Below are 22,607 nucleotides of genomic sequence, written 5' to 3'. Positions count from 1 at the left end.
AACAACAGCCTTGCGGCACTACAACAACGATTAGCCACTTCAGCCGGCCGCACGCGGCCCCGAGGACCACACGATGGACGTCACCGCAACCCTGAGCCTGGGCGATCCACTGGAACCTGCACGCAAGGCCACCGCCGAGATGCTGCAGACCCGCGAGCGCACCTACTCGCTGCCGCAGCCGTTCTACTGCGACGAGCGCCTGTTCCAGATCGACATGCAGGAGATCTTCCACAAGGAATGGCTGATCGCTGGCATGGTTTGCGAGATCCCGACCAAGGGCAACTACATCACCCTGCAGATCGGCAAGAACCCGATCATCGTGATTCGCGGTGCCGAAGGTAAGGTGCATGCCTTCCACAACGTCTGCCGCCACCGCGGCTCGCGCCTGTGCGTCAGCGACAAAGGCAAGGTGGCCAAGCTGGTCTGCCACTACCACCAGTGGACCTACGAACTCGATGGTCGCCTGCTGTTCGCCGGCACCGAGATGGGCGCCGACTTCGACATGAACCAGTACGGCCTAAAGCCCGTGAACGTGAAGGTGGCCGGCGGCTACATCTTCATCAGCCTGGCCGAGAACCCGCCGGCCATCGACGAGTTCCTCGCCACCCTCGACCACTACATGGAACCCTACGACATGGAGAACACCAAGGTGGCGGTGCAGACCACCTTGATGGAGAAGGCCAACTGGAAACTGGTGTTGGAGAACAACCGCGAATGCTACCACTGCAGCGGCTCGCACCCCGAATTACTGAAGACCCTGCTGGAGTGGGACGACACCAACGACCCTCGCGCCAGCCAGGAATTCAAGGATCACGTCGCCGCCTCGGCCGCCGCCTGGGAAGCCGAGAAGATTCCGTACCTGCACAAGAGCCATGGCCTGCGTAACCGCATCGTGCGCATGCCGCTGCTCAAGGGCACCGTGTCGATGACCATGGACGGCAAGCAGGCCTGCCAGAAGCTGATGGGCCGTATCAAGAACCCGGACCTGGGCTCGATGCGCATCCTGCACCTGCCGCATTCGTGGAACCACTGCATGGGCGACCACATGATCGTGTTCACCGTGTGGCCGATCAGCGCCCAGGAGACCATGGTCACCACCAAATGGCTGGTGCACAAGGATGCGGTGGAGGGCGTCGATTACAACCCCGAGGACATGCGCAAGGTGTGGGACGCCACCAACGACCAGGATCGGCGGTTGGCGGAGGAGAACCAGCGGGGCATCAACTCCACGGCGTACCAGCCGGGGCCTTACTCGAAAACCTATGAGTTTGGGGTGGTGAACTTCATCGACTGGTATAGCCAGCGGCTGTTGAACAATCTGGGGGCGGAGCCGGCGGCTTATCTGAGGGAAGTGCAGGCTCAATGAGGTAGTAGAAGGGTACAGTCGACTACTTGTCTCAAAGGGCCGCATTGCGGCCCTTTGAGTGGAGCGGGTTTACACCTGGTCACTCATATCAATCGCTCAGGTCGCGTATTTCATGCTTTTTGCTTTGGGGGCTTCTAGGCGGGGAAGCACTGTCCTGGCCTCCTCCAGACACATGGCCTAGATCAGGTTGCGTGACAACCCCGACCCTTCTTCGCCGAAGACCAGACCCAGTGTTGACTCGCGGTCGAACACCATTTTCGAGGTCAATAGTTTGAGTCCCTTGTTCTCTGGTGGAGGGTGGAGGGTTAATCAAAGCTGCACCTCCAGACTCTACATCCACCGATGGTTCATTGACTCCACGGAAGTAAGCCCTCACGTTTGCTTTTACATTTTTTGCTGGCTCAGCACCGGGTGCAAGAGAACTCACTATTGCCTTCCCAGCGGTGGCTATGGCGCCAGTAGCAGTTGACGCCACAACCATCAAGTCTGCGCCAGTTACTCCAAGCGCATTCACCGCCTGCGCCACGAATGCCACGAACGGAGCGGTAATCGCCGCCCTATTCAGCGCGACACCCAACTCGTCTTGCGGGGGCGGACTCGTGAGCGTCGCGCCAAGTGAAACTGCATTGGTGGTGATAAAGAAGCCGGCTTTGGCCGCAGTGTAAGGATCAACGACAATATGACCTGTCGGATCACGCCGGTCGACCGGATTGCCCCTACAGTAGCAATAGGCATTGAGCCCCCCTCCGCCAAAGGGGCTCCACGAATCCCCACTGAGAAAGCGCATGAGCCTGGTGCTGTAGACGCGATAACTGCCCAGCACATAGCCATCCAGGGCTTGCTCGAAAGGCTGACCGGTGAAGCCCAATGCCGTGGGGAACGAGGATGGCGACCTTTGTCCATAAGGTGTGTAGGCTGCGGCGATCCTGTTGGTGGAGCGCTGAACCAGGAGAGGACTCTGCAGTCTGTCGCTCGCTATTAGCGTTGGCGTAGCCATTGGGTGCACCTTTGCTGTGCAGATTGCGTGCTATTAATCGATTGGACGATAAGAGAAACGGGAAAAATATCAGTCCAACTGAATATTCATGCCTGTCGACAAGCACCTAGAACTTGGCCATACAGGTAAAAACAGGACTTTCAAACAAAAACTTACCGCACAAAAATCCACTCAAGACAACAACAGCCCTTGCCATATTTATCGACAAGCAGCAATTCTGACCAGCGCTATATGTAACTCGAAACTTCTAAAGTTAGTTTTCGCGCCACCCTACCGCTCCCTGATCAACTTTGAACTTGGCCATGTACCTAGCCGCTCGCGGCCAACCTGAAGCTCAGAATATTCACCTCCGTCATTGCTTGCCGCAATAGCCTCACCCTCTACATCTTTGACGGGAAGCTCAGAGAATCTTCCAACCGCCTTAGACTTAGCATATCGACCAATTTCCGACATGCTTTTCTCTACTTTCGCCATCTCACTGGAGATATCAGAACTCATAATTTCCATTGTGGCCACCTGAACAAGAACAGTTAGACGCTCCTTGCTAAACTCATTGCCCACCCCCTTACTTCTGTCCAAGAAGCCCTCCGACTTATCAATCAATTTTCTCATATTTACCAACTCCTTTTTTAACTCACTATATCTAAACTTGAATAGAGATATGAGCCGATCAAAAAAACTTGAATCCCCCTTATCAGTCAAAGTTACCATCGACCCTGAAAACCGCCCCTGTGTTTGACCTGAGCGATCATGCCAATTTATGGGGTCCCCCCCACAATATACATAACAGTTTATCCCCCCCTTTCCGAATGGACTGAGTCGATCAGGCGAGTTAAACCGCATCAGGTTCGGATTGAGTGCTCGACGGCCGTGCCCTGCCATGTAACAAGCCATAGTTTTTTCAAGCGGCAGCCCTGTGTACCCGATGCAGGCCAGATCTGTATGGGATAAGCTATGGCCGTAGGGTGTATAGGAAATTATTCTCTCAGAGTGACCATCAGCAGCCGTCAACCGGCTGTGTTGTTGATCACATCCAAGGATCAGGGAAGATGAGAGCACGTCAAAACTCCTAGCTGCGGCACTGAAACCGCTCTACAAGTAGGTTGCACGTATTTTATTTAGCTTTGTTGCCATTTCGAATTTCGTCTCCGCTGGCTTGGACACTATTACCCATCAAGGCCTGCCCCACCCCGCCCCCACTAGGTGGTCCTCCAAACGTTTCCATCCTACTCTGTCGGCGACTGATTGCCTTATTATTCGCTGCTATTAATTTCTGCCCCTCTGTTAGTTCACCACCTGTAACCATACTTAGACCCGGCGAAGGCGGCGGGGATATGTCATCGCTTAAGATCTGAATTACCTTTTTGACTCCGCCCTTCTTGATCACCCAGTATCCAGCACCAACTGCAACAACGGTAGCGATTCCTGCGTTGATCACTGTTGTCCAATCAGCCATGTCGTTAGCCAGGCTATCTTGTCCGCTACCGTCCGGGCTTGAGGAGGCCGCATTATATTGCATGCGAGCAGCATTCATTCCAAGTGCAGCAACAGTACCAGTAGCCGTATCAACAACCCAGTCCACGGCAGATGGAAGCTGTCTCGTCACAACAGATTTGACGACATTCACGCCCAGTACAACTAACCCAGGTGTATTGCCTGCAGCCGTCACTATAAAATTTGGAATATTTCCGCTTGGATCGTTCCTGTTAATTGGATCACCTTGACAGTAGGCATAACTATTCACCCCGCCTCCCCCAAACGGACTCATCACATCGGCAGAGAAAAACCGCATCAAAGACGGACTAAAAACACGATGACCATTACCCAGCAGGTAACAGCCCAACTCGAACTCTCGCAGTTGGCCAGTGAACCCCGTTATCGATGCTCCTTTCGGCGCGGGGCGCAAGCCGTAGGGTGTGTAGGCGACCGGTGTCCGACCTGACGAAGTCATCGTTGTATGTGGGCTTTGCAGCCTGTCTGCGGCGAGCAAACATTTCCGGGCCATGTGCTTGTGCTCTATGGGCTGATTGGAATCAAGCTAGCATTGCCGTTGTGCTGAGAAAACTGACAAAAATGCCAGGTCTCCATGACCGGAAGTGCCTGATCGCGGGCTTTATCCACAGCCATTCCAGTAGACTGGACGACATAGTTTGAATGATTGGGGTTTCTGAATTGGTCAAAAAACAACCAACAGCTTACAAGCCTTTGAAAGCGTGGGGTTCAGACAAAACCGAACATGTTTTCCACAGATGGACCAACAGAGAATGTTGATAAGGCAGACCCGGAATCTTGCAGGCCTGTGGATAGCGTCATGAAGCGCTTTTGTTCCAAGACTTTAGCCACGATGACGAAGGACTGATCAAAAAACATCCATCACCCTCCAACCCAATGGATTCAATGCCTGTAGATAAATCCAAACATGTTGTCCACAGGGCCACCAACAGCGATTGTGAGCAACTTCGCTGGTAACTGGCACTACAGTTGGGTTGTGCCTTTCACCGAACTGAGCATTTTTTGATCTATCCTCTGTAGGCCTTTAATTTCAATGGCTCTGGCAATTCACGAACATTTTATACACAGCCTGGCAAACAGATTCAGTGGGCAAGTGACGGAGCGGGTTCGAATCAATGTCAGCCGTGCTGGATTCCGAGGATAGTTATGCACAGGGATCAGCGCGGCTATGGTGGAGCGCAAACAGTGGCCCCCTGTGGGAGCGGGTTTACCCGCGAAACGAGCACTGCGGTGCCTGGCACCAGCTTCGCTGGTATTCGCGGGTAAACCCGCTCCCACAGGGGATGTGATCTGGCCTAATGATTTTGGACACCTTCATCGGGCGTTATGAGCTTGTGGATAGTGTTTACCGCCTATCAGCGCAGAACACCCTCCTCCACCAGCAGCTTCAGGATCGCCTCGGCGCCCTCCTGTGGCGACACATCCTTGAGCACCTTGCCGCCCCCGCCACTGGCCTTGGCCGTAGCGGCTTTCATGCGGTCCGCACCACTCTTGGCCTTGATCACCTTGAGCCGCTTGGGCCTTGGCCTGGCCGGTTGCAGGGCATCCTCGGCCAGCAGCGGATCCTCGATCAGCGCCACGTTACGCGCCGCCAACACCCCACGTCGCGCCGGGCCGAAGGCCGATTGCCGAGGCTTGGGCGCGGCGTTATCCACAGTTGCCAGTAACGGCAAGCGCACCTTCAGGCGACGCCGTTGGCCCCTTGGCAAGGCTTGCAGCACCTGGGCGGTGCCGTTGTCGATGGATTCGACCTCGGCCAGCCCCACCACCAGCGGCCAGCCCAGCTTCTCGGCCAGCAGGAATGGCAGCATCCCCGAGCCTTCGCCGGTTTCAGCCTGGCTGCCGGTCAGCACCAGCTGTGCTCCCGCATCACGCAGATAGTCGCCAAGCACGCCCAACACATCGGCGCCGGCAGGCTGTTCCAGCACATCCAGATGGTCCAGCCCCATGCCCAGGTAGGCACGCAGCGCCTCTTCGCGAGGATCGCCGGCATGCACCACCTGCAAGTTATCCCCAGCCAGTTGCAGGCCCAGCTCCACGGCGCGGGCATCCTGCTCGGCGCGGCGGGCGCGGCCGGAGCTGGGGTGGGCGCCGATCGAGACCAGGCTGATGACTTTCGTACTCATGCTCGCTGCCCCTATGCCGCGTCGCGCTGGCCGCCGCTGCGGAAGTTGTCCACAGCCTCGATCAGCGCCTTGAGAATCGCCGAGCTGTCGCCGATCACCGACAGGTCGGCCCGTTTGATCATGTCGCAGCCTGGGTCCATGTTGATCGCCACCACCTTGTCGCAGGCACCGATGCCCTGCAGGTGCTGGATGGCGCCGGAGATACCCACGGCCACGTAGACCCGCGCCGTGACCCAGGTGCCGGTGGCGCCGACCTGGCGGTTGCGCGGCATGAAGCCGTCGTCCACCGCCACCCGCGACGCACCCTCGGTGGCGCCGAGGGCCGCGGTGGCCCGGTGATACAGGTCCCAGTCCTTGACGCCGTTGCCACCGGAGACGATGAACTCGGCCTCGGCCATGGCGATGGCGGCCGGGTCGACGGCCACCGAGCCCAGGTCTTCGATACGCGACAGGCTGCGCGCCACGCCTGTGGACAACTCCACCGGCAGCGCTTCGTGACGGGTTTCGCTGACCGGCTCGGCACATTCGGCGGCGGCCAGGATCAACCGCGGCACACTGCGCTGGATATCCTGCTGGCCGGCACCGGCGCGACCGATGCATTGGCCATCCTTGACCTGCCACACCCGCGTCGCCGGGCGTTCGCCCAGCGCGGCGGCCAGGCGGCGTCCCAGTTCGCCGCCGCCGGTACGGCTGTCGGGCAACAGCCAGTGGCGCGGCGCGAATTGGTTATCCACAGCCCGCAGGCCCTGGACCAGTTGCTCCGGTGCATAACCTGCGAAGGCCTCGCCCTCGATGACCAGCAACCGATCAACGCCGGCTGTGGAAAAGTTGTTTTCCTTGTGCTCGCCGAACACGACGGCCAACACCGCGCCATCGCTACCGGCAAGGCTATGGGCAAGGCCCAGCAGGTCGCGGTCGTGGCTGCCCAGGCGGCCACCGACCATGTCCGGCACCACGGCAATGTAGAAGGCCGGTTGCACCACAGTGTGCAGCGGCAACTGCACTTCGGCGGCCGCACTGCGTCGCCCGCCGACACCGGTGCCCTGCTGGGCGCCGCTGCGGTCGATGCGCTTGAGGCCGCTGGGGCCGATGAAACCGGCGGCGATCGCGTGCGGGTTCTTGCGGATAATGCCGTGGGGGCCCATCCAGCTCGTCTGTTGCGTCTGCATCGCTGCGTGCAGCGGGTGCAGGCGGTTACGGGCGATCCACTCGGCGCGTGGGTCGCGGCGGATGATGTCGCTCATCAGTGCACCTCCGCAGGTTCACGTTTGGCGGCCTGCGACTTCGGGGTTGCAGGGGTTTGGTCTTCGATCAGCACATCGGCGACCAGCTCGGCCAGGTCCTTGATCTGTGGACGCGGTTCGACCACGCCTTCGAGCATCGCCGTGCACTGTGGACAACCCACCGCCACCAGCTCGGCCTCGGTTTCGCGGATATCGTCCATGCGCATGTCGGGAATACGCTGCTTGCCGGGAATATCAGTGATCGGCGCACCGCCGCCACCGCCGCAGCAGCGGGAACGGAAGCCCGAACGCTGCATCTCGCGCACTTCGATACCCAGCGCCTTGAGCACTTCGCGCGGGGCTTCGTATTCGCCGTTGTAGCGGCCCAGGTAGCACGGGTCGTGGTAGGTGACACTGCCGCCCTTGTGCTGGCCGAGGTTGAGCTTGCCGGCGGCGATCAGCTCAGCAATGTAGGTGCTGTGGTGCTGCACCTGGTATTCGCCGCCAAGGGCGCCGTACTCGTTCTTCAGCACATGGAAGCTGTGCGGGTCGCAAGTGACAATGCGCTGGAACTGGTACCTGGCCAGGGTCTGGATGTTGCGTTTGGCCAGTTGCTGGAAGGTTGCTTCGTCGCCCAGGCGCCGGGCCACGTCACCGCTGTCGCGCTCCTCAAGGCCGAGCACGGCGAAGTCCACGCCCGAAGCCTTGAGCACTTTGACAAAGGCCCGCAGGGTGCGCTGGTTGCGCATGTCGAAGGCGCCGTCGCCGACCCAGAACAGCACCTCGGTGCGCTTCACCTCGGACAGCAGTTTCAGGTTGAGGTCGGCCGCCCAGTTCATCCGCCCGCCCGGGGCGAAACCGCCAGGGTTGTCGGTGGCGATCAGATTGTCCAGCACCTCGGCGCCCTTGTTCGGCGTCGCGCCCTTTTCCAGGGTCAGGTGGCGGCGCATGTCGACGATGGCATCGACGTGCTCGATCATCATCGGGCATTCCTCGACGCAGGCGCGGCAGGTGGTGCACGACCACAGCGTCTCGGCGTCCACCAGGCCGTTGACGATCGGCTGGTGCGGATGGCCGCCATGCTCGCCGACCGCCTTGCCGGGGTAAGGGCTGCCAGCGAACTGCGCGTCGGTGCCACCGGCCAGGCCGATGACCATGTCCTGGATGAGTTTCTTCGGGTTCAGCGGCTGGCCGGCGGCGAACGCCGGGCACATGGCCTCGCACTTGCCGCACTGCACGCAGGCGTCGAAACCGAGCAGTTGGTTCCAGGTGAAATCGACCGGTTTCTCCACGCCCAGCGGTGCGTTGGGGTCTTCGAGGTCCAGCGGCTTGAGGCCGGTGGAGCGGCCACCGCCGAAGCGCTCGGCGCGGCGGTGCCAGGCCAGGTGCAGGGCACCAGCGAAGGCGTGCTTCATCGGGCCGCCCCAGGTCATGCCGAAGAACAGCTCGGACACGCCCCACAGCACGCCGACGCCCAGCAAGGCGACCAGCACCCAGCCACCGGTACCTTCCGGCAGGATGCCGGCCACCGGCAGCGTGGCGATGAAGAAGCTCGCCGCAAACATCAGCAGGCTTTTCGGCAGGCGCATCCATGGGCCCTTGGACAGGCGCGAAGGCGGATTGAGCCGGCGTTTGAAGACGAAGAGCGCACCCGTGAACATGATCAGCGTGGCCACCAGCAAGGCGTAGCCGAGGATCTTGCTGTGCAGGCCGAAGCCATGCACCAGGATCGCCAGCACGGCCGACAGCACGAAGCCGCCTGCGGTGGCGACGTGGGTCTTGGACATGTACTTGTCGCGCTCGACCACATGGTGCAGGTCCACCAGGTAGCGCCGCGGCATGGCCAGCAGGCCACCAATCAGGTCAACCTTGCTAGGCCGCCCGCGCCGCCACATGCGCACCCGGCGCAGGGCGCCGAGCACCGCCAGGCCGAGGGCGGTGAACAGCAGGATGGGTAAGAGGGTGTTCAACATGGGAGGCTCCCACAAACAGCTAGAATCCTGCGCCGCTCTCAAGGGCGGCACCGACCCCTGTAGGAGCGGCCTTGTGTCGCGAAAGGGTCGCGAAGCGGCCCCAGCATTCTCAGCGCTGACAAATTGCTGGGGCCGCTGCGCAGCCCTTTCGCGACACAAGGCCACTCCTACAGGGGGCCAATCCCGCCTCTAGAGAGGCGGTGCGATCAGAAGTCCTTGCACAAGCGCAAGGCGTCATAGATCGCCGCATGCACGTTGCGCTGGGCCACGCAGTCACCGATGCGATACAGCAGGTAACCCTCGCCCGGCTGGCTGAGGATCGGCTGCGGCTTGATGGCGAACAGCGCCTCCACGTCGATCTGGCCCTTGTTGCGCGAGCCGTCCTTGAGCGCGTAGTACAGCTGCTCGTCAGGCCGCACACCGTTCTCCACCACCACCTGATCGACCACGCGCTCTTCCTTGGCGCCGGTGTACTCGTTCTCGAGCACCGCCACCAGCTTGTCGCCCTCGCGATAGACCTTTTCCAGCATCATGTCGCCGGTCATGATCACTTCCTTGGGGTACATGCTGCGGTAGTAGGTCGGGAAGCTCGTGCCGCCCATGGCCACGCCCGGCTTGATGTCGTCGGTGACGATCTCGACCTGGCTGCCCTTGTCGGCGATGAAGTCGGCCACCGACATGCCGGTGAACTCGCAGATGGTGTCGTACACCAGCACGTTCTTGCCCGGCGCCACCTTGCCATCCAGCACATCCCAGCTGCTCACCACCAGCCCTTCGGCGGCACCCCAGTGCTCGTTCTGCTCGAGGAACGAATGGCCGCCCACCGCCAGCACGATGATGTCCGGGCGCAGGTCCTGGATGGTGTCCACATCCGCGGCGGTCCCCAGGCGCAGGTCGACCTTGAGGCGGGCGAACTCCAGCTGGTACCAGCGGGTGATGCCGGCGATCTGGTCGCGCTGCGGCGCCTTGGCGGCGATGGTGATCTGCCCGCCGATCTGGTCTTTCTTCTCGAACACGGTGACGTCGTGGCCACGCTCGGCGGCGACGCGGGCCGCCTCCATGCCGGCCGGGCCTGCGCCAACCACCACCACCTTGCGCTTCGGCCCGGTGGATTTCTCGATGATGTGCGGCACGCCCATGTATTCACGGGAGGTCGCGGCGTTCTGGATGCACAGCACATCCAGGCCCTGGTACTGACGGTCGATGCAGTAGTTGGCACCGACGCACTGCTTGATCTGGTCGACCTGGCCCATCTTGATCTTGGCGATCAGGTGCGGGTCGGCGATGTGCGCACGGGTCATGCCGACCATGTCGACGTAGCCGCCCTCCAGGATGCGCGTGGCCTGGTTCGGGTCCTTGATGTTCTGCGCGTGCAGCACCGGGACCTTGACCACTTCCTTGATGCCGGCCGCCAGGTGCAGGAAGGGCTCCGGCGGGTAGCTCATGTTGGGGATGACGTTGGCCAGGGTGTTGTGGGTGTCGCAGCCCGAGCCGACCACGCCGATGAAATCGAGCATGCCGGTGGCGTCGTAGTAGGCGGCGATCTGCTTCATGTCCTCGTGGCTCAGGCCATCGGGGTGGAACTCGTCGCCGCAGATGCGCATGCCCACGCAGAAGTCGTCACCGACTTCCTTGCGCACGGCCTTGAGCACTTCCAGGCCAAATTTCATGCGGCCTTCGAAGGTGCCGCCCCACTCGTCGGTACGCTTGTTGACCCGTGGGCTCCAGAACTGGTCGATCATGTGCTGGTGCACGGCCGACAGCTCGACACCATCCAGGCCGCCCTCCTTGGCACGACGCGCCGCTTGCGCGTAGTTGCCGATCACCCGCCAGATCTCCTCCACCTCGATGGTCTTGCAGGTGGCGCGGTGCACCGGTTCGCGAATGCCCGACGGCGACATCAGGGTCGGCCAGTTGAAGCCGTCCCAGCGCGAGCGACGGCCCATGTGGGTAATCTGGATCATGATCTTGGCGCCATGCTTGTGCATGGCGTCGGCGAGGTTCTGGAAGTGCGGGATGATGCGGTCGGTGGACAGGTTCACCGACGACCACCACTCCTGCGGGCTGTCGATGGCCACCACCGACGAGCCGCCGCAGATGGCCAGGCCGATGCCGCCCTTGGCCTTCTCTTCGTAGTACTTCACGTAGCGGTCGGTGGTCATGCCGCCGTCGGTGGCGTAGACCTCGGCGTGCGCGGTGCTGAGCACACGGTTGCGGACGGTCAGCTTGCCGATCTGGATCGGCTGGAACATTGCTTCGAAGGCCATGACGCTATCTCCGGCTTACAACGGCTTTGTAACGAACAGGCCATCTTCGTGGCCTTCTTCCGACCCGCCATAGACCTGCTCGGCCACAGTGCGGATCTTGCTGCCGCGGGCAGCGAGAATCTGGTCCATTGCACCGGCGAACCAGCCGGTGAACATGTAATCGACCTTGCGCCCAACCTTGCCGTACACGTACACGAACGCCGAGTGTTTCAGCTTCACGCTGCAAGTGCCTTTGTCCAGGTCGATGTCCTGGATCTCGAACAGGCCCCAGCCACGCTGGGACAGACGCTTCATGTAGTGCTCGAACACCGCCACGCCTTCCAGGCCATGGCATTCGGCTTCTTTTTCACACCAGTGCCAGGCCGACTTGTAGCCCGCCTTGTAGAGGATCTCGGCGTAGGCGTCGGCGCCCAGCACCTCCTCGATGCCCATGTGGTTGTTGACGAAGAAATGCCGTGGCACATAGAGCATCGGCAGGGCGTCGCTGGTCCAGACACCGGTCTCGCTGTCGACTTCGATTGGCAATTGCGGGGCGATCTTGGCCATGGAAACTCAACTCCATAAAATTTTTTGTTTGGATGCCCCGGCGTTGCTGGCAGGGGCTTTCAGGCTTGGAGAGCGGCTTTATTCGCCCCACACATCCTTGAGGATGCTGACCCAGTTCTCGCCCATGATCTTGCGCACCACGCGTTCGGAGTGGCCGCGCTTTAGCAGGGTTTCGGTCAGGTTGGGGAACTCGCCGACGGTACGGATACCCAGCGGGTTGATGATCTTGCCGAAGTTGGTCAGGCGCCGGGCGTAGCCCTTGTCGTGGGTCAGGTACTCGAAGAAGTCCTGGCCGTGGCCCTGGGTGAAGTCGGTGCCGATGCCGATGGCATCCTCGCCGACGATATTCATGGTGTACTCGATGGCCTCGGCGTAGTCGTCGATGGTCGAGTCGATGCCCTTGGCGAGGAACGGCGCGAACATGGTCACGCCGACGAAGCCGCCGTGGTCGGCAATGAACTTCAGCTCCGCGTCGGACTTGTTGCGTGGGTGTTCTTTGAGGCCCGATGGCAGGCAGTGGGAATAGCAGACCGGCTTCTTCGACTCGAGGATGACTTCTTCGGAGGTCTTGGAGCCGACGTGGGACAGGTCGCACATGATGCCGACGCGGTTCATCTCGGCGACGATCTCGCGGCCGAAGCCCGACAGGCCACCATCACGCTCGTAGCAACCGGTGCCCACCAGGTTCTGGGTGTTGTAGCACATCTGCACGATGCCCACGCCCAGTTGCTTGAACACGTCGACATAGGCGATCTGGTCCTCGAACGCATGGGCGTTCTGGAAGCCGAAAAGGATGCCGGTCTTGCCCAGCTCCTTGGCCTTGCGGATGTCGGCGGTGGTGCGCACCGGCATCACCAGGTCGCTGTTGTCGCGGATCAGCTTCTGGCTGGACGCGATATTGTCGACGGTGGCCTTGAAGCCCTCCCACACCGAGACCGTGCAGTTGGCCGCGGTCAGCCCGCCCTTGCGCATGTCCTCGAACAGCTCGCGGTTCCATTTGGCAATGATCAGGCCGTCGATGACGATGCTGTCGGCGTGAAGTTCGGCTGGGCTCATCAGGCTGTCCCCTTTTATTGAAGTCTGCATGCGCCGAACCTTGTGCCGGCGCTTTGGGGCCAGCATATGCCTGCCGCCCAAGGCGCCCCGATGCAAAAACGACAGGGGGTTTGCCGAAAGCGTCAAAGCCCGACAGGGCACGCTCTGGCCTGCGCCTCGCAGATGAGAGCCAGTCTCGACAACTGCCTTTGCAAGCCTTTGATGAACATTTCGTCAGGGAGCTATCGCCGCGCCCGAGGCTGAGCGAGAATCCCGGCGATTCGTCAGCCTGTTCAGGAGAAAACGGATGAAATCAATGGCATGGCTGGTCCTGCTGGCCGTCGCGTGCGGCGCTCAGGCCGCCGAAGAAGAAAGCACGCCCTGCGACAACGTCGAGAGCGACCAGCAGGGCTATGCCTGCGCGGCCTACAACAAGCAGACCGCCGAGCGCGAGCTGAAGGCTGCCTACGATGACTTGATGCAACGCATCCGCGACCAGTACGCCGACGAAAGCGACAAGGCCGGTGCGCTGACCGGGCGTATGGAGGCAGCCGAGAAGCTGTGGGCGCAATTGCGCGATGCCGACTGCAAGGTCGAGACCTATGCCGAAAAGCCAGGCAGCAAGGCGTTCGAGGCGGCATGGAACACCTGTGTAGCGCAGCGTAGCGATGAGCGGTCGGAGTATCTGCAGACCATTGGTCAACAGGAACACCGCGTTGTGCCGTTTTAACCTGTAGGAGCGGCCTCGTGCCGCGAAAGGGCCGCGAAGCGGCCCTGGCAATATCAGCTTGATGCACGATTCATGGGGGCGCTTCGCACCCCTTTCGCGGCACGAGGCCGCTCCTACAAAGGTCCTGGGCCCGGTCTCAAACTACCTTGGCCAGTCGATCCTCCCGCGGACACCGCTCGAACCGCGTCCGATAGCAGCGGGTGAAATACGACGCCGACTCGAATCCGCACGCCACCGCCACCTCCAGCACGCTCATGTCGGTCTGGCGCAGCAACTGGCGGGCCTTGTCCAGCCGCAGCCGCAGGTAGAAACCACTGGGCGTGTCGTCCAGGTACAAGCGAAACAGCCGCTCCAACTGACGCCGGGTCACCTGCACGCCATCGGCCAGCACCTGGGTGTTGAGCGGCAGCTCGGTATTGCGCTCCATCTCACCGATCACCTTCACCAGCTTCTTGTTGCGCAGCCCGTAGCGCGTGGCGATCTCCATGCGCTGGTGGTCCTGGCGCGGACGGATGCGCCCTAGCACAAACTGCTCGGAAACCTGCACCGCCAGCTCGCTGCCGTGGGCCTGGGCGATCAGGTCGAGCATCAGGTCGATGGAGGCCGTGCCGCCGGCACAGGTGATGCGCCTGCGGTCGATCTCGAACAGCTCCTGGGTCGCCTGCAGGCGTGGATAGCGCTCCTTGAACGCCTCCAGCGCCTCCCAGTGCAGGGTCGCCCGGTGACCGTCGAGCAGGCCGGCCTCGGCCAGCACCATCGCGCCCGTGTCGATGCCCCCGAGCACCACGCCTTCATGGTCGAGGCGGCGCAGCGTCTGTTGCAGCGCCGACCCATAGCACGCCAGTGGCTCGAAGCCGGCCACCAGCAGCAACAGTCGCCCATGCCCACCCTCCCCCAGCGCGCCGTCGGCATTCACCGACATGCCGTTGCTGGCCTCTACCGCGCCACCGTCCAGGCTCAGTACACGCCAGCGGTACAACGGGCCACGGAAGCGATTGGCCACGCGCAACGGCTCGATGGCACTGATGAAACCCATGGCGGAAAAGCCGGGTAGCAACAGGAAGTCTATGGTTTCCGGCATCGCATGCTCCGCGCAAAGGTGGTCGCCTCCGTGCAAGTGTTGGTCGCCAGGGTGCGATTTTCCACCCTGCTGGCAGCGTAGCGTGTTCTCACGGCCCGCAGAGGCCGGACCCATAACAATATGCACTGCCGATGGAGAGCCACCATGCAACGCTTTATCCGCCGCAGCCTGTTGTCCCTCGCGCTCAGCACCACCGTAGCCGCTCCCCTGTTCGCCGCCGAACCCGCCGTCTGCAAGGACGTGCGCCTGGGCGTGGTCAACTGGACCGACGTGATCGCCACCAGCGCCATGGCCCAGGTGCTGCTCGATGGCCTGGGCTACCAGACCAAGCAGACCAGCGCCTCGCAGCAGATCATCTTCGCTGGCATCCGCGACAAGCGCCTGGACATGTTCCTCGGGTACTGGAACCCGATCATGACCCAGACCATCACCCCGTTCATCCAGGCCAAGCAGGTCAAGGTCCTCGACAAGCCCAGCCTGGAAGACGCCCGCGCCACCCTGGCCGTGCCGAAATACCTGGCCGACAAGGGCCTGAAGACGTTCGCCGACATCCACAAGTTCCAGAAGGAACTGGGCGGCAAGATCTACGGCATCGAGCCGGGCTCCGGCGCCAATACCCAGATCAAGGCGATGATCAGCAAGAACCAGTTCGACCTGGGCAAGTTCCAGCTGGTCGAGTCGAGCGAGGCCGGCATGCTTGCCGCGGTGGATCGCGCGGTACGGCGCAAGGAGGCGGTGGTGTTCTTCGGCTGGGCGCCGCACCCGATGAACGTGAACATCGACATGGTCTACCTCGGCGACAGCCAGGATGCCCTGGGCCCGGACGAAGGCCGCGCCACGGTGTGGACGGTGACCGCGCCGGACTATGCCGAACGCTGCCCCAACGCCCACCGCCTGCTGGCCAACCTCAGCTTCAGCGCCGAGGACGAGAGCCGGATGATGCAGCCGCTGCTCGATCACAAGGACGCGCTGGAGTCCGCCCGCCAGTGGCTGAAAGACCATCCCGAGGACAAGGCCCGCTGGCTTGACGGGGTAACGACCTTCGATGGCAAGCCCGCCGCGGACAACCTCAAGCTCACTGCCAACTGACCAGTCAACCCGGTCGCTGTAGGAGCGGCCTTGTGCCGCGAAAGGGCTGCGCGGCAGCCCCAGGATTTATGTGGCGCTGCTGAGCTTCTGTGGCCGCTTTGCGGCCATTTCGCGGCACAAGGCCGCTCCTACAGAAATCTATCGCCCAAATCATTACCAGGAATCCACCATGAACCACGACGTCATCATCACCTGCGCCCTCACCGGCGCCGGCGACACGGTCGCCAAGAGCCACCTGGTCCCGGTCACCCCGAAACAGATCGCCGAATCCGCCGTGGAAGCCGCCAAGGCCGGCGCCACCGTAGTCCACTGCCACGTTCGCGATCCGCAGACCGGCCGCTTCAGCCGCGACGTCAACCTCTACCGCGAAGTGATGGAGCGCATCCGCGAGGCTGACATCGACATCATCGTCAACCTCACCGCCGGCATGGGCGGCGACCTGGAGATCGGCCCCGGCGAGTCGCCCATGGAGTTCGGACCAGGCACCGACCTGATCGGCCCATTGGAGCGCCTGGCCCACGTCGAGGCGCTGCTGCCGGAAATCTGCACCCTCGACTGCGGCACCCTCAATTTCGGCGATGGTAACGCCATCTACGTCTCCACCCCGGCCCAGCTGCGCGCAGGTGCAAAACGCATTACCGAACTGGGCGTGAAGGCCGAGCTGGAGATCTTCGACACCGGCCACCTGTGGTTCGCCAAGCAAATGATCAAGGAAGGCCTGCTGGACGACCCGCTATTCCAGCTGTGCCTGGGCATTCCCTGGGGCGCGCCGGCCGACACCACCACCATGAAAGCCATGGTCGACAACCTGCCCGCCGACGTGACCTGGGCCGGCTTCGGCATCGGCCGCATGCAGATGCCCATGGCCGCCCAGGCGGTGCTGCTCGGCGGCAACGTGCGGGTGGGGCTTGAGGACAACCTGTATCTGGACCGCGGCGTGCTGGCCAGCAACGGTCAACTGGTGGAACGGGCTGCGGAAATCATCACCCGCATGGGTGCCCGCGTGCTTACCCCGGCCGAAGGCCGGGAAAAGATGAACCTCAGGCGTCGCTGAGCCCCCGCAGATCATGGGGATCTTGTGGGAGCGGGCTTGCCCCGCGAAACAGGCACCGTGCCGGATGGCACCGGCTTGGCCGGTGATCGCGGGCCAAGCCCGCTCCCACGCGTGCACGACACATCATTGAACATCGTTCCGCAGGAGCCAGATATGCCTTTCATCACCGAGATCAAGACCTTCGCCGCCCTGGGTAGCGGCGTGATCGGCAGCGGCTGGGTCGCCCGTGCCCTGGCCCATGGCCTGGACGTGGTTGCCTGGGACCCGGCACCCGGCGCCGAGGCCGCGCTGCGCAAGCGCATCGCCAACGCCTGGCCAGCCCTGCAGAAGCAGGGCCTGGCGCCCGGCGCCGCGCAGGATCGCCTGACCTTCGTCGCCACCATCGAAGAATGCGTGCGCGACGCCGATTTCATCCAGGAGAGCGCGCCCGAACGCCTGGACCTCAAGCTCGACCTGCACGCGAAAATCAGCGCCGCCGCCAAGCCGAATGCAATCATCGGTTCCAGCACCTCGGGCCTGCTGCCCAGCGAGTTCTACGAGTCCGCCACCCACCCTGAGCGCTGCGTGGTGGGGCACCCGTTCAACCCGGTGTACCTGCTGCCACTGGTGGAGATCGTCGGCGGCCGCAATACCAGCCCCGACGCCATCGAAGCGGCGAAAACCATCTACACCGCGTTGGGCATGCGCCCGCTGCATGTACGCAAGGAAGTCCCCGGCTTTATCGCCGACCGCCTGCTCGAAGCGCTCTGGCGCGAGGCCTTGCACCTGGTCAACGATGGCGTCGCCAGCACCGGCGAGATCGACGACGCGATCCGCTTCGGCGCAGGCCTGCGCTGGTCGTTCATGGGCACCTTCCTTACCTACACCCTGGCCGGTGGCGACGCCGGCATGCGCCACTTCATGGCCCAGTTCGGCCCGGCGCTCAAGCTGCCCTGGACTTACCTGCCGGCACCGGAGCTGACCGACAAGCTGATCGACGATGTGGTGGAAGGTACCTCGGAGCAGTTGGGTGAACGCAGCATCGCCGCGCTGGAGCGCTATCGTGATGACACCCTGCTGGCGGTGCTGGAGGCGGTCAGTTCCAGCAAAGCCAGTCACGGCATGGCCTTCGGCGACTGAGGAGAACACGATGCCCGCCCTGATCACCTACCGTACCCGGGTGTTGCCGGAATGGGTCGACTACAACGGCCACCTGCGCGATGCCTATTACCTGCTGATCTTCAGCTACGCCACCGATGCGCTGATGGAGCGCATCGGCCTGGACGCCGATGCTCGTGGCCAGAGCGGGCATTCGCTGTTCACCCTGGAGGCACACATCAACTACCTGCACGAGGTGAAGCTCGATACCGAGGTGTGGGTGCAGACGCAGGTCATCGGCTTCGACAGGAAGCGCCTGCATCTGTACCACAGCCTGCACCGGGAGGGGTTCGACGAGGCCTTGGCGGCCAGTGAACAGATGCTGCTGCATGTGGATCTGGCGGGGCCGAAGTCGGCGCCGTTTGGGGAGCACAGTGTTGCGCTGCTGCAGGGCTTGATGGATGAGCAGCGTGATCTGCAGGCACCACAGTTTGTCGGGCGCGTGCTGGGGTTACCTGCTGGCTGACAGATCCTGGGGGCGCTTTGCGCCCCATTCGCGGCACAAGGCCGCTCCTACAGCGGGTTTGCGTAACCTCTGTAGGAGCGGCCTTGTGCCGCGAAAGGGCTGCGCAGCAGCCCCCACCGCTCTCAAAAAAACAACCCCGGAAAGCCGTGAGCATCCGGGGCCAAGAGCGAGCAACATCCACTGTGCATGCAGTGAGGGTGACCAAACCCTCGGTGCCGTGAATGACTTCAGTGTGCAGCCTTCCAGTACGCTCGATTTAGCCGTAAACGACCTGTTCTTAGCCAAAGCGGCCATCGCGACAATCCGCCCTTGCCGCCCTGGCGCGTCGGACACAGAATCGATGACAAACAACAGCGGCGAAGGACATTAGTCATGATGCATGCGGACTTGATCGACCAGGACGACCTGCTGGGCCAACTGCGCTCGCGGGGTTTCGACATTCCGGCCGGCGCCAGCGCCGAGCAGGCCTGCGAGGTGGTGATACGCGGGCTGACCGAGCCCAATGCGCGGGCCCTGAAGGGCATGGTCGAGCAGATGTACACCGGCAGCGCGACGATCCTGCCGGCCGTGCGCCAAGCCATCGACAAGCAGCTTCTGCCGGCGTTGGCGCAGTTCAACAAGCGCGCCTGAAGCACTGACTGGCCCTTTGTAGGAGCGGCCTTGTGCCGCGAAAGGGCTGCGCAGCAGCCCCAGGAGCTTAGCGTTGATGCCTAGATTGCTGGGGCTGCTTTGCAGCCCTTTCGCGGCACAAGGCCGCTCCTACAGGGGGCCAGTTTTCAGCTACAGGCGCACGCTGGCAAAGGTCGACTCATTACGCGCCTGACTCAGCGCCGCCATCGGCCCGCTGTGCGGCGACAGGGCCATGGCCTGCGGAATCGGCATCATCGCCACCTGCTGGGTGGTGTTCGAACCCACGCGCTCGTCACGCGGCGGGATGCCAAAGTACTCGCGGTAGCACTTGGAGAAGTGCGGCGTGGACACGAACCCGCACACCGACGCCACCTCGATGATCGACATCGGCGTCTGCTTGAGCAACTGCCGGGCACGGATCAGGCGCAGCTTGAGGTAGTAGCGCGACGGCGAGCAGTGCAGGTACTTCTGGAACAGGCGCTCGAGCTGACGCCGCGACACCGCCACGTACACCGCCAATTCGTCCAGGTCGATCGGCTCCTCGAGGTTGGCTTCCATCAGCGCGACGATTTCCTGCAGCTTCGGCTGATTGGTCCCGAGCATGTGCTTGAGCGGCACGCGCTGGTGGTCCTGCTCGTTGCGGATGCGCTCGTAGACGAACATCTCGGAGATCGCCGCCGACAGCTCGCGGCCATGATCGCGGCTGATCAGGTGCAGCATCATGTCCAGCGGCGCGGTGCCGCCGGAGCTGGTGAAGCGGTTGCGGTCGAGGGTGAACAGGCGGGTGCTCATGTTCACCCGGGGGTAGGCTTCCTGCATCGCCGCCAGGCATTCCCAGTGCACGCTGCAGTCGAAGCCGTCGAGCAGGCCGGCGCAGGCCAGCGCCCAGCTGCCGGTGCACACCGCGCCCAGGCGGCGCGACTGGCGGGCCTGGGCCTGCAGCCAGGTGACGTGCTCGCGGGTGACGGTGCGCTGGATGCCCACGCCGCCGCAGACGATCACCGTGTCCATGGGCGGTGCGTTGTGCATCGCCGCGTCCGGGGTGATCTGCAGGCCATCACTGGCCCATACCTGGCCACCGTCGACGGTCAGCGTGTGCCAGCGGTACAGCTCGCGACCGGACAGCTGGTTGGCCATGCGCAGGGGTTCGACGGCCGAGGCCAGGGAGATGAGGGTGAAGTTGTCCAGCAGGAGAAAGCCGATGGACTGGGGTGCTGTGCGGTTCTGGGTTGGGTTCCCGGAGGTGTACGACGTCATCGCGATTTCTCCTCACACAATGCAGGGTGTGCCTCAGGCGAGCACTGTTCTTGTAATGGCCCCGTTTCGTATGCAGGGGCTTTGCCAATCTCAACGCAAATGGCATGCCTGAAATTGAACGCTCATCCAATAAAACCCAAAAACGACGTCGGCATGCGCCTTCCAGCGGGCCGGGGGATGAGCGTCAGGTCAAACGCAAACGGGCGCGCCAGCGCCCCTGCGCGTCACCGCTGAGCAATTCGGTAGCACTTGTGGGAAGGTTGCCCAGATGCGACAGACTTGAGTGTCACCGACAATGACCCTGCTGGTAACGACAGGCGACGGCCGGTAGATGACAACCGATGCGCCAGAATGTGGCGCATCGGTCAGGCGTGGGCCAGAACGGCGCATCAGCACTCGATGACGCTGACCGCAAGGCCGCCGCGCGAGGTTTCCTTGTACTTGTCGTGCATGTCGGCGCCGGTGTCGCGCATGGTGCGGATCACCTGGTCGAGGGAGATGAAGTGCTCGCCATCGCCGCGCAGGGCCATCTGCACGGCGTTGATCGCCTTCACCGCGGCGATGGCGTTGCGCTCGATGCACGGCACCTGGACCAGGCCGCCGACCGGGTCGCAGGTCAGCCCGAGGTTGTGCTCCAGGGCGATCTCGGCGGCATTTTCCAACTGCGCGGGCGTCGCGCCCAGCACTTCGGCCAGGCCCGCCGCGGCCATGGCGCAGGCCGAACCGACCTCGCCCTGGCAACCGACCTCGGCGCCGGAGATCGAGGCGTTCTTCTTGCACAGGATGCCCACCGCCGCCGCGCCGAGGAAGAAGTCCACCACGTTGGATTCGTCCACCACATCGGAGAAACGCATGTAGTAGTGCAGCACCGCCGGAATGATCCCGGCCGCGCCGTTGGTGGGCGCGGTGACCATGCGCCCGCCGGCGGCGTTCTCCTCGTTGACCGCCAGGGCGTAGAGGTTGACCCATTCCATGGCGCTCATGGTCGAGCCGATCACATTGGGCTTGCCCAGCTCTTGCAGGCTGCGGTGCAGGCGGGCGGCGCGACGGCGCACATTCAACCCGCCAGGCAAGATGCCCTCGTGCTTGAGGCCGTTGTTCACGCACTCCTGCATGGCATTCCAGAGCCTGATCAGGCCGGCGCGGATCTCTGCTTCGTTGCGCCAGACCTTCTCGTTGACCAGCATCAATTGCGACACGCTCAGGTCGTTTTGCCTGCACAGCTGCAGCAGTTCGGCCGCGCTGTTGAAGTCATAGGGCAGCACGGTCTGGTCGGCGTCCAGCACGCCACTGGCGGCCTGGCCGGCATCGACCACGAAGCCGCCGCCCACCGAGTAGTAAGTGTCGCGGTGCAGCTCGCCGCCCTCGCCTTCGGCGATCAGGGTCATGGCGTTGGGGTGATACGGCAGGTTCTCGTCCAGCAGCAGCATGTCGCGGCCCCAGACAAACTCGATGGGCAAGCGATTGTCGAGCTTGAGCACGCGGGTTTCGCGCAGGTCGGCGATGCGTGGGGTGATCTGGCTGGGGTCGATGGCGTCGGGCCATTCGCCCATCAGGCCCATGATCGTGGCGTTGTCGGTGCCGTGGCCGACGCCGGTGGCCGACAGCGAGCCATACAGCCGCACCTCGATGCGCCGAACCCGCTCCAGCTCGCCGCGTTCGCGCAGCCCCTGGACGAACAGCGCGCCGGCGCGCATGGGGCCGACGGTGTGTGAGCTGGAAGGCCCGACACCGATCTTGAACAGGTCGAACACGCTGATGGCCATTGTCGCATCACCTCTTGATGGGCTTGTCTCGCAGCGCCGAACACCGCCTTGCGCAACTGCTAGGCTGAAAGCTCGAGCCGCCTTGGAATGCTCGCATCATCGGGCTTTTGCCCACCCCCTCGCCGTCTGCAACCGACGTACTTTTGTCCAGCAGCGCCGCCACTGCACCGGCCCTGCGTGCGCCGTTTTCCAGCGCCGGGACGCCGTAAAAACCGAGGCCGGGGGGTGGAAAAATCCAGTTGCGACATCGTCCGTACTGGATGCGACCCGTCCTGTACTGGATACGACGCCACCAGTAGGCGATTGCCGAACGCTGGAGGATTATCGAAAGCGACTCGTATTGCACGGCCTC

Annotated in this window: 19 protein-coding genes and 1 pseudogene; 7 read left to right on the top strand and 13 right to left on the bottom strand. The window is 62.6% G+C overall.

Features of this window, described 5'->3' with window-relative positions:
- Positions 1 to 73 precede the first annotated feature (73 nt).
- Positions 74 to 1,366 (top strand): glycine-betaine demethylase subunit GbcA, encoded by a 1,293-nt coding sequence (gene gbcA / locus LU671_RS06140; protein ID WP_186712615.1) that lies wholly within the window; start codon positions 74 to 76, stop codon positions 1,364 to 1,366.
- Between the two features lie 88 nt (positions 1,367 to 1,454).
- On the opposite strand, the gene LU671_RS06135 is transcribed toward gbcA, so the two are convergent.
- The 10 genes and pseudogenes from LU671_RS06135 to LU671_RS06090 form a co-directional block, all read right to left on the bottom strand.
- Positions 1,455 to 2,363: an RHS repeat-associated core domain-containing protein gene (locus LU671_RS06135; protein WP_232855027.1), complete on the bottom strand. Its 909-nt coding sequence runs from the start codon at positions 2,361 to 2,363 to the stop codon at positions 1,455 to 1,457.
- 270 nt (positions 2,364 to 2,633) lie between these two features.
- A complete protein-coding gene (locus LU671_RS06130; protein ID WP_232855099.1) occupies positions 2,634 to 2,975 on the bottom strand; it encodes a hypothetical protein in 342 nt (113 codons plus the stop codon).
- Between the two features lie 135 nt (positions 2,976 to 3,110).
- A pseudogene (locus tag LU671_RS06125) lies at positions 3,111 to 3,422 on the bottom strand (RHS repeat-associated core domain-containing protein); the annotation flags it as partial.
- 55 nt (positions 3,423 to 3,477) lie between these two features.
- Positions 3,478 to 4,314, bottom strand: coding sequence for an RHS repeat-associated core domain-containing protein (locus LU671_RS06120; RefSeq protein WP_232855026.1), 837 nt, complete (start codon positions 4,312 to 4,314; stop codon positions 3,478 to 3,480).
- A 916-nt stretch (positions 4,315 to 5,230) separates the two neighbouring features.
- A complete protein-coding gene (etfB, locus tag LU671_RS06115; RefSeq protein ID WP_232855025.1) occupies positions 5,231 to 6,001 on the bottom strand; it encodes an electron transfer flavoprotein subunit beta in 771 nt (256 codons plus the stop codon).
- A gap of 11 nt (positions 6,002 to 6,012) precedes the next feature.
- Positions 6,013 to 7,245, bottom strand: a complete 1,233-nt coding sequence (gene etfA / locus LU671_RS06110; protein WP_232855024.1) for an electron transfer flavoprotein subunit alpha — start codon at positions 7,243 to 7,245, stop codon at positions 6,013 to 6,015.
- Positions 7,245 to 9,197: a dimethylglycine demethylation protein DgcB gene (gene dgcB, locus LU671_RS06105; RefSeq protein ID WP_232855023.1), complete on the bottom strand. Its 1,953-nt coding sequence runs from the start codon at positions 9,195 to 9,197 to the stop codon at positions 7,245 to 7,247. The genes etfA and dgcB overlap by 1 nt, the downstream gene beginning before the upstream one ends.
- 206 nt (positions 9,198 to 9,403) lie before the next feature.
- Positions 9,404 to 11,464, bottom strand: a complete 2,061-nt coding sequence (gene dgcA / locus LU671_RS06100; RefSeq protein WP_232855022.1) for a dimethylglycine demethylation protein DgcA — start codon at positions 11,462 to 11,464, stop codon at positions 9,404 to 9,406.
- A 15-nt stretch (positions 11,465 to 11,479) separates the two neighbouring features.
- Positions 11,480 to 12,010 carry a DUF5943 domain-containing protein gene (locus LU671_RS06095; RefSeq protein ID WP_203649730.1) on the bottom strand — a complete coding sequence of 177 codons (531 nt, stop codon included), beginning with the start codon at positions 12,008 to 12,010 and terminating at the stop codon, positions 11,480 to 11,482.
- Between the two features lie 78 nt (positions 12,011 to 12,088).
- Positions 12,089 to 13,066, bottom strand: a complete 978-nt coding sequence (locus LU671_RS06090; RefSeq protein ID WP_050703428.1) for a dipeptidase — start codon at positions 13,064 to 13,066, stop codon at positions 12,089 to 12,091.
- A 286-nt stretch (positions 13,067 to 13,352) separates the two neighbouring features.
- On the opposite strand from LU671_RS06090, the gene LU671_RS06085 reads away from it, so the two are divergent.
- Positions 13,353 to 13,775, top strand: coding sequence for a lysozyme inhibitor LprI family protein (locus tag LU671_RS06085; RefSeq protein ID WP_203649728.1), 423 nt, complete (start codon positions 13,353 to 13,355; stop codon positions 13,773 to 13,775).
- A gap of 136 nt (positions 13,776 to 13,911) precedes the next feature.
- On the opposite strand, the gene LU671_RS06080 is transcribed toward LU671_RS06085, so the two are convergent.
- Complete coding sequence (locus LU671_RS06080; protein WP_203649726.1) at positions 13,912 to 14,856, bottom strand: GlxA family transcriptional regulator; 945 nt, start codon at positions 14,854 to 14,856, stop codon at positions 13,912 to 13,914.
- Positions 14,857 to 15,000: 144 nt separating this feature from the next.
- On the opposite strand from LU671_RS06080, the gene choX reads away from it, so the two are divergent.
- The 5 genes from choX (at position 15,001) to LU671_RS06055 (ending at position 19,232) form a co-directional block, all read left to right on the top strand.
- Positions 15,001 to 15,945, top strand: coding sequence for a choline ABC transporter substrate-binding protein (gene choX / locus LU671_RS06075; protein WP_232855021.1), 945 nt, complete (start codon positions 15,001 to 15,003; stop codon positions 15,943 to 15,945).
- Between the two features lie 169 nt (positions 15,946 to 16,114).
- Positions 16,115 to 16,999, top strand: a complete 885-nt coding sequence (locus tag LU671_RS06070) for a 3-keto-5-aminohexanoate cleavage protein (RefSeq protein WP_232855020.1) — start codon at positions 16,115 to 16,117, stop codon at positions 16,997 to 16,999.
- Between the two features lie 153 nt (positions 17,000 to 17,152).
- Positions 17,153 to 18,118: an L-carnitine dehydrogenase gene (locus tag LU671_RS06065; protein WP_232855019.1), complete on the top strand. Its 966-nt coding sequence runs from the start codon at positions 17,153 to 17,155 to the stop codon at positions 18,116 to 18,118.
- A gap of 10 nt (positions 18,119 to 18,128) precedes the next feature.
- Positions 18,129 to 18,602, top strand: coding sequence for a thioesterase family protein (locus LU671_RS06060; protein ID WP_203649712.1), 474 nt, complete (start codon positions 18,129 to 18,131; stop codon positions 18,600 to 18,602).
- 372 nt (positions 18,603 to 18,974) lie between these two features.
- Positions 18,975 to 19,232 carry a hypothetical protein gene (locus LU671_RS06055; protein WP_028688456.1) on the top strand — a complete coding sequence of 86 codons (258 nt, stop codon included), beginning with the start codon at positions 18,975 to 18,977 and terminating at the stop codon, positions 19,230 to 19,232.
- A gap of 150 nt (positions 19,233 to 19,382) precedes the next feature.
- Here the strand turns inward: LU671_RS06055 and LU671_RS06050 are convergent, their stop codons facing one another.
- Positions 19,383 to 20,489, bottom strand: coding sequence for a GlxA family transcriptional regulator (locus LU671_RS06050; protein ID WP_050703415.1), 1,107 nt, complete (start codon positions 20,487 to 20,489; stop codon positions 19,383 to 19,385).
- Positions 20,490 to 20,878: 389 nt separating this feature from the next.
- Positions 20,879 to 22,255, bottom strand: a complete 1,377-nt coding sequence (locus LU671_RS06045; protein ID WP_232855018.1) for an L-serine ammonia-lyase — start codon at positions 22,253 to 22,255, stop codon at positions 20,879 to 20,881.
- Positions 22,256 to 22,607: the final 352 nt, after the last annotated feature.

The sequence above is a fragment of the Pseudomonas sp. NMI760_13 genome, assembly GCF_021283245.1.
In the GTDB taxonomy this organism is placed as follows: domain Bacteria; phylum Pseudomonadota; class Gammaproteobacteria; order Pseudomonadales; family Pseudomonadaceae; genus Aquipseudomonas; species Aquipseudomonas peradeniyensis.
The sequence above is the reverse complement of the archived record's forward strand: the minus strand, read 5'-3'. Positions and strand labels throughout refer to the sequence as shown.